Annotated in this window: 4 protein-coding genes and 1 pseudogene; 3 read left to right on the plus strand and 2 right to left on the minus strand. The window is 62.0% G+C overall.

Annotated elements, in window-relative coordinates; translation table 11 throughout:
• Positions 1 to 1020, plus strand: a pseudogene (locus tag HP547_RS24815) (dolichyl-phosphate-mannose--protein mannosyltransferase); the annotation flags it as partial.
• 7 nt (positions 1021 to 1027) lie between these two features.
• Here HP547_RS24815 and mqo read toward each other — a convergent pair.
• Positions 1028 to 2605 (minus strand): malate dehydrogenase (quinone), encoded by a 1578-nt coding sequence (mqo, locus tag HP547_RS24820; RefSeq protein WP_172288020.1) that lies wholly within the window; start codon positions 2603 to 2605, stop codon positions 1028 to 1030.
• Between the two features lie 167 nt (positions 2606 to 2772).
• Between mqo and HP547_RS24825 the strand changes: the two genes are divergently transcribed.
• Complete coding sequence (locus HP547_RS24825) at positions 2773 to 3993, plus strand: putative DNA modification/repair radical SAM protein (protein WP_172288022.1); 1221 nt, start codon at positions 2773 to 2775, stop codon at positions 3991 to 3993.
• Positions 3984 to 4829, plus strand: coding sequence for a TIGR03915 family putative DNA repair protein (locus HP547_RS24830; protein ID WP_172288025.1), 846 nt, complete (start codon positions 3984 to 3986; stop codon positions 4827 to 4829). The genes HP547_RS24825 and HP547_RS24830 overlap by 10 nt, the downstream gene beginning before the upstream one ends.
• Positions 4830 to 5269: 440 nt before the next feature.
• Here HP547_RS24830 and tssM read toward each other — a convergent pair.
• Positions 5270 to 8014, minus strand: a 2745-nt coding sequence (gene tssM / locus HP547_RS24835) for a type VI secretion system membrane subunit TssM (RefSeq protein WP_172288028.1), incomplete at its 5' end; no start/stop codon positions are given.

Genomic DNA, 8014 nt, shown 5'->3' on the forward strand with positions numbered 1-8014 from the left:
GGGGTGGGCTTTGTTCCGGCACTGATGCTGCTGCCCTACGCCTGGGCGGTGCGTCAGCGTTGGGGCGGCGTGGTCGCCATGCGGGGCCAGGGTTGGCGCTGGAGCCTGGGGCTGCTGTGCCTGCTGGCCGGTTGCGCGGTCTGGCTGCTGCCGCTGCTGGTGTCGATTGCCCAGGGTGGTGGTGCGGCAGAGGTGGCCTACCTGAAGGAAATCCTGTTGCGTCAAACCGCCAGCCGCTATGCCAACGCCTGGGACCATCGCGAACCCTTCTGGTACTTCTTCGTCAAGGTCATTCCCAAGTACTGGCTGCCGCTGATCCTGGCCCTGCCCTGGCTGGTACCGGCGTGGCGCCGGCAATTGCAAAAACACGACGGCCGCTACCTGCTGCTGCTGGGTTGGGTGGCACTGGTGCTGCTGTTTTTCAGCCTCAGCAGTGGCAAGCGCAAGCTGTACATCTTCCCGGCGCTGCCAGGCCTGGTGCTGGCCATGGCGCCGCTGGTGCCGTGGTTGCTCAAGCGCTGGTTGCAGCAGCGGCCAGGCTGGCGCAAGGCGTTTACCACCGTGGCTCTGGTATGGTTTGCGCTGTGGTTTGCCCGCGGTTTCATCGAGCCCGTCAAGGAAGGCCGTAACCCGCACGACACGCTGATGAGCGAAGCCGCACGCGCCACTGGCGGCGCCGAACTGGTACTGGTGAACTGGCGCGAAGGGCACTGGCTGTTTGCCCGGCAACCCATCGTGCACTTCGGTTTTACCGGCCAGTCCAGGGCCGATTCTGCCGCTTACTGGCTGCGTCAGAATCCGGCGGCCTTTGCCCTGATCCCGGCCACGGAGCTGGGCCGCTGCTTCAGCGCCGACAAGGCGCGCAAGCTGGGCGAAACCTCGCGGGCCGAGTGGTATGTGGTCGGCGCCGATGCCGACAATGGCCAGTGCCAGGCCGCTGCCCCTCACAACGTGTATCGCTTTGCCTGGGCCACAATGCCCGAGGGCCTGCACGCAGCAGCACAGGTCTCCGGGCAATAAGCTGAATTCAGGGTGTGGCGGCGGTCACAGGTGGATCAAGCTGCAACACCTCGTTGGTGTACGCCCACTCCTTCTGTACCAGGTCGGGGTGGTCGTTCAGGCGCATGCCGTACGACGGAATGATCTGCTTGATCTTCGCCTGCCACTCAGGCGATGCCAGCTTGTCCTTGAACACTTTGTTCAGTACATCGAGCATGATCGGTGGTGCAGTCGAGGCGCCCGGTGACGCGCCGAGCAAGCCGGCGATGCTGCCGTCCCTGGACACCACCACTTCCGTACCCAGCTTGAGAACGCCCCCCAACGCCTGGTCTTTCTTGATGATCTGCACCCGCTGGCCCGCCTGCCACAGCCGCCAGTCGCCCTGCTTGGCCTCGGGGAAGTAGGTGCGCAGCGCCTCGAAGCGGTCATCGTCGGATTGAAGTACTTGGCCGATCAGGTACTGCACCAGGTCGAACTCGCGTACCCCTACCCGCACCATCGGCCAGGCGTTGTGCACGCTGGTGCTGGCCAGCAGGTCGAGCAACGAGCCTTGCTTGAGGAACTTGGTCGAGAAGGTGGCGAACGGCCCGAACAGGATCATGCGCTTGCCATCGAGCACCCGCGTGTCCAGGTGAGGCACCGACATCGGTGGTGCGCCGGTGGCGGCAATGCCGTAGGCCTTGGCCATGTGGCGCTGGGCGATGACCGGATTGTCGGTGACCAGGAACGAACCCCCGACCGGAAAGCCGGCATAGTCCTTGGCTTCGTCGATGCCCGACTTCTGCAGCAGTGGCAACGCTGCGCCGCCTGCGCCAATGAACAGGAACTTGGCGTCGGTGGCCGCCTTGCTGCCATCCTTGAGGTTCTTGTATTCCACATGCCACGACCCGTCATCGTTGCGGGTGATGTCTTGTACTTCGCTGGACAGCTTCAGGTCAAAGTTCGGCCGTGTCTGCAGGTAGCCCACGTATTGCCGGGTGATTTCGCCAAAGTTGACGTCGGTGCCGATCGGCGTCCAGGTTACCGCCAGCTTCTGGTTGGGGTCGCGGCCTTCCATCATCAACGGTACCCACTTGCGGATCTGCTCGTGGTCTTCGGAATACTGCATGGGCTTGAACAGCGGGCTGGCCTGCAGCGCCTCGTAGCGCTTTTTCAGGAAGCGGATATTGTCATCGCCCCACACAAAGCTCATGTGCGGGGTGGTATTGATAAACGAGTGCGGGTTCTTCAATACGCCCTGCTTCACCTGCCAGGCGAGAAACTGACGCGTGACCTGGAACGACTCGTTGATCTCCACCGCCTTGCTGATATCGACCTTGCCGTCTTTTTCCGGGGTGTAGTTGAGTTCCGCCAGTGCCGAGTGCCCGGTACCGGCGTTGTTCCAGCCGTTGGAGCTTTCTTCGGCCACCTTGTCCAGGCGCTCGACCATTTCCATCGACCAGCCCGGCTCCAGCTCGTTTAGCCAGACGGCCAGGGTTGAACTCATGATGCCGCCACCCACCAGCATCACATCGACCTTTCTGGTTTCCGCTGCCTGGGCATTGAACATGCCCAGCGCCAGCGCCAGGCCGGCCAGCGCCAGTTCCGGCTTGATGGTGATCTTCATAACCTCTCCCGTACCTCGTTGCTATCCGTAAATGTCCAGCCACAAGCTTAGCTGACGGATTTAGTCGGGTTTGCGCGGCGATAATTACGACGGGCTGCCTACTCTGAACTTGCAATCGGGCGCTTCTCAAAATACTGTATGAATATTCAGTATCGCGAGCCAGTGCCATGCAACTCATCGCCAAACTCGGCATCCTCGCCGACGCCGCCAAGTACGACGCCTCCTGCGCCAGCAGTGGCGCGCCCAAGCGCAATTCACGTGGCGGCGACGGGCTGGGGGCGACCAACGGTATGGGCATCTGTCACAGCTACACACCCGATGGCCGCTGCGTATCCCTGCTGAAGATACTGCTGACCAACTTTTGCCTGTACGACTGCCAGTACTGCGTGAACCGCCGCTCCAGCAACGTGCCGCGCGCCCGCTTCAGCCCTGAAGAGGTAGTGCGCCTGACCCTGGACTTCTACCGCCGCAATTGCATCAGCGGGCTGTTTCTCAGCTCCGGCATCATACGCTCGGCGGACTACACCATGGAGCAGCTGATCCGCGTGGCTCGGCTGTTGCGCGAAGAGCACAACTTCCGCGGCTACATTCACCTGAAGACCATCCCCGATGCCGACCCGCTGCTGATCGAGGAGGCCGGTCGCCTGGCCGACCGCCTCAGCGTCAACATCGAACTGCCCACCGATGCCAGCCTCAAGCGCCTGGCGCCGGAAAAGCACGCACATACCATTCGCCAGGCCATGGGCGTAATCCATCAGGGCCAGCAGGCTGTCGCCAACGAGCCCAAGGCACCACGCTTCACTCCCGCCGGGCAGAGCACCCAGGTCATCGTTGGCGCCGACAGCACTGACGACAGCACCTTGCTGCGCAATTCCGAATCGCTGTATCAGGGTTATGGCCTGAAGCGTGTGTACTACTCAGCCTTCAGTCCGATCCCCGACAGCCCCGGCAGTGTGCCCCTGGCCGCGCCGCCACTGCTGCGCGAGCACCGCCTGTACCAGGCTGACTTCCTGCTGCGTGGCTACGGCTACAAGGCGGGCGAATTGCTCGGCCAGGTTGGCAACCTGGCTCTGGACATCGACCCCAAGCTGGCATGGGCACTGGCCAACCGCGATGTCTTCCCGCTGGACGTGAACCGCGCTGAACCCGCCCTGCTGGCGCGCATTCCGGGTATCGGCCTGCGCAGCGTGCAGCGCCTGGTTGCGCTGCGGCGGGAACGGCGCATTCGCTACGACGACCTGATCCAGCTGCGCTGCGTGCTGGAAAAGGCCCGGCCTTTCATCGTCACCAGCGACTACCGCCCGCAGCAGGCCGAGCTGCGCAGCGGGCTGCTGCGGGCGCGGTTGCGTGAACCGCAAGCGCCGGTGCAGATGGGGTTGTGGGGGTGATTGCGCTCGACTGCGCAGACCTGTTCGCCACCTGGCGCGAGCAGGCGCGGTCATTGTTGGGGCACGACATTGACCCCTCGCAAGTGACCTGGTCGCAAGGGCCGATGGCGGACTTGCTGGCGGTACCGGCTGCGCTCCCGCCAGGCCCCGGTCCGTTCCGGGCCAAGGTCCCGGCGGCACTGCTGGGCCAGCTGGAGCAGGCTTCGCGCTACCGGGGCGAACAACGCTGGAACCTTTTGTACGAGGTACTGTGGCGCGTCGCCCATGGCGACCGCACCGCGATGCTGGCCGGTGACCGCCTGGGCAGCGAACTGCAGCGGCGGATCAAGCAGGTCAGCCGTGAGGCGCATCACCTGCATGCCTTTGTGCGCTTCGTACCGCTGCCTGAGGAGCTGGTCGAGCACTTGCAGCTGGATCTGGTGGCCTATCACGAGCCGGCGCACGATATTCTGCAAAGCGCCAGCCCGCACTTCGCCGATCGCCTGGGGCGGTTGCGCTGGTTGATCGCAACCCCGCAGGATGGTATCCGTTTCGACGGCCAGGCCTTCGATTACCAGCGCCAGTGCCCCGAGGCCTGGCGCCAGTGGGCACGCAACGCCGAAGACCCGGGCGCCGAGCTATGGCGCACTTATTACCGTCATACCTTCAACCCCGCCCGCCTCAACCCCGATGCCCTGCGCCTGCACATGCCCGGCCGTTTCTGGCGGCATTTGCCGGAAGGCATGCTGATACCCCAGCTCGAAGGCCTGGCGCGCCAGGGCAAGCAACGGGATGGGCAAGCCCTGGAAGTGGCGTCCCAGGCGGGTAAGCAAATCAACAAGCCTGCACTGCGCTGATAACCCAGCCGCCACCCGGGGTCACCTTCATAGGTGGACACCATGGCCTTCGGCGGGGATGTCGGGAAGGTGTGTTCGCCGGCCCCATGGTGATGCACCAGGCAATCCGCTTGGTTGACCGGTGAAACCCTGGCTTATCTTCGCCTTCGTTGCCGACGAACACCCAAGGCGATTCCAGCGCGACCACAGGACAGGGCAGTCTTGCCAGGTCCAGATGTGCCTGGCGGATTTCGCCCATGTCTACCAACTCGGCGCAATTGGGCAAGATGAACTTGACGCTTTCACGCAACAGCCTCACCAAGACATGATGGGCATGCAAGATGCCGGGCCTATCCTTACGAACAGTACGCATTCACGACTCCAATTGCTCAATGGCTTGCGTACAGTAGTTCAGCGGTTTCACTCGCTCTTCCGTTTGCATGAGCTACTCCTTGAATCGCTTATAGACTGGCCTGCGGGGTTGGCGTCAGCTTGTGCGATTGCTGCAACAACCCACGCGGTAGCTTGAAGTCTTTGAAAGGTTCTTGCGTGATGGGGTTAAAGGCCTTCGCGGCGTTCAGTCGATAGCGCATCACACCATCGCCGGTGCGAAAGCTCAGGTCCACGCTGGTAGCCGTGCGCCCATTGAGCGAGCCACGGCTGAGCAAGCGGAACATCGACCACGGCCCTCTGTACTCCAGGCTGCTGCTATTGCCGTTCTGCCTGAGCAAAGTCAGGTTGCTACGCACCTGCTGCCCCAAGGTATTGGGCCAGACGATGCCGGTGATCTGGCGCGGGCCATGGGTGTAGGAAATCAACTGGCCGTCCAGGTCCAACAAGCTTGTGCGTTGGTTGGCACTCAGCCCCAGCGGTTCGATGCTGAACTGCACGCTCAGGTTGCCGCGCTGATCGAAGAACGTTTCGCGGATGCGGTCTGCCCGCTCCAGCTGTTCGATCACGTCGCTGCGAATCAACGAGTGCCCTTTCTGGCCGGCCTGCAGGGCTTCAAAGTTGTCCTTCAGGAAGACCTTCAGGTACTGATCATTGAACTGCTGCAGCCGCCCTTTCGGCCCGAAGAACGCCTCGAAGTCATCCAGGGACGCGTCGGGCGCCCTGGCCACAAAGGGATAGCGCCCAGCCAGTCGCTGCTGGAAGAAGCTGTACACCTCGGCATCCCAGCGCCGCTCCAGCTCGCGCAGGGCTTCGATGTTAAGCATTTGTGCCGTTTGATCGGCCAGTTTCCTGACTTGGTGGTTGATCGGCTCTGGCAAGCCAGTAGAGACTCGCTGCAAGGTGCCAATTGGATCCTGCCCCGTCATCGAGAAACGTTGATGCACAGCCTGGAGTGCAGCTTTACCTCTGTCGGGGCTGCCCTGCACCGCCTTCGCGTAGTCATGCACGGCGGTAATGGCGCCAAGGGTTTCATCGTAATAGCTCGGTTTCTCACCCGTTGCCTGCAACATGGCGCTCAGCCCTGCAAATGCACGCTGGATAGCCCAGGCCTGTTGTTGCTCTGGCTTACTGCCTTTGGGCAATACCGCTTTGGCTTCGTACCCGGCGTCGACAACTTCAGCCGATGAAAGCGAGGTATTGTCCTTCACCGTATCCAGCAGCCGATGCAGCGGCGCCGCAGGGCCGGTCAACTGCTGCAGGATCGTGACGCCATGGTCCAGGTCGAGGAAGTCAGCTACCGAGAAGGCGTTCAGGGCACGGCGCCAACTGTCGATGAAATCGGCGCTATACAAGTTGCGCAGCCGTTCGCTCAGCGCCTCCCGGTCCGCATCCGAGTAATCGAGTTGACCACGCTCACCCAGCGCCCATTGGTCGATCATCGCCATATCGGCGAAGCTCTGGCTGCGTGGCTCTAAGTACTCCTTGAAGCCCTTGGCAGTGAGCATCGGCGGCAGCAGGATAGCACCGCCCTTTCCGGCGCCGATGGTCGGCTGATACACCACATCGAAGGCCGGCCCGACCTGATGACGAAGGTCCAACCCGGTGTGCAATTGCTCACCAGCCTGCTGCTTGAGGCCAGCATAAACCCGCTCGGCTAACGGCACCTTGCGCAAGGCCTCCTGGACCACGGCGATACGCTGGGTGTACTGCGGTAGGTCAGCATCGGCATAGACCAGGGCGTAGTTCAGATGCCGCATGAGGTCGCGTTGCAGTTGGCCTTGGCCGGGAAATTTCTGCTGCCACTGGCGAGCCATCCACTCTTCCACCCATCCAGGCCGCCGGTTCTGGCGGTCTTCCAGCATGCGGTAAACCCTCAGGGCGGCCATTTGCTGTTCACTGCCTGGCGGCGCCGCCTCCATGGCGTCGATCACGCCACTGGCCAAGGCCGGCAAGAATCGCTTGGAGAGCAAGCTGAGGTAGGCCTCATCGACACGCGGGCCGATGACCCGGCCCTGATACACGCCAAAATCGGAAACACCCGGCCATGCGGCGCGATAGTCGCCAAACACCGATACCGCATCGCGGATCTGGTCCAGCGGCTCCAGCAGATTGCGGCCGCTTGGATCCAGGCGCTGATCCACTTCATGATGGCTGTACTCCCTGCTTTTAGCGAGCACGCTGGCTGCCTTGGCGGCATTGATATCGGAGTAGCGTTGCCAGCTGGCGATGGCGACACAGAAAGCCAGAATGCCTACCCCGGACCCGACCCACAGCAACTGACGCTTGTTGCGCGCCACCTTGATGTTGTCCCCGGCAAGTCCAGCTTCCTTATAGATGATGCGCGCGAACGCATGCTGGATGAAGTACGCCAGCGCCTTGCCTTGCACCTTACCCTCAAGGAGAGGGAGCTTCGTTTTGTAGGGTTGCGCTGCCTCGCGAACGAACGCATTGAGCATGTCACCTTGCTGGATGACCGAGGACCAATACACACCCCGTACCAAGGCCGGCGTGGTGTAGCGATCACTTGCCAGGGTTTCTTTCAAGAAGCCCAGCAATATTGGACGCAAGCCGATCAACTGGGTATGCAATGAGAACAGGCGCGCGCGCTGTGGAGCACTGTCCAACGCATCGAGTCGGTGTACCACCTGCTCAAATATCTGGTTGATCAACTGCTCGTAGTGATTGCCATACTCCTTCAGCCAAGCGTCGAACGTGCCGATCGCATCCAGCCTGAACGTAAAGCCGAACATTTTTTCGCGCATGGAAACGGAAAGGCCGGCATAGAGCTGGTCGAAACCATCCAATAAATCGAA

Source organism: Pseudomonas sp. CM27 (assembly GCF_013179515.1).
Lineage (GTDB): Bacteria > Pseudomonadota > Gammaproteobacteria > Pseudomonadales > Pseudomonadaceae > Aquipseudomonas.

Excerpts from the sequence above, each read along its gene's own strand:
- HP547_RS24825 (WP_172288022.1), top strand. The coding sequence starts at position 2,773 with ATGCAACTCATCGCCAAACTCGGCATCCTCGCCGACGCCGCCAAGTAC.
- mqo (WP_172288020.1), bottom strand. The coding sequence starts at position 2,605 with ATGAAGATCACCATCAAGCCGGAACTGGCGCTGGCCGGCCTGGCGCTG.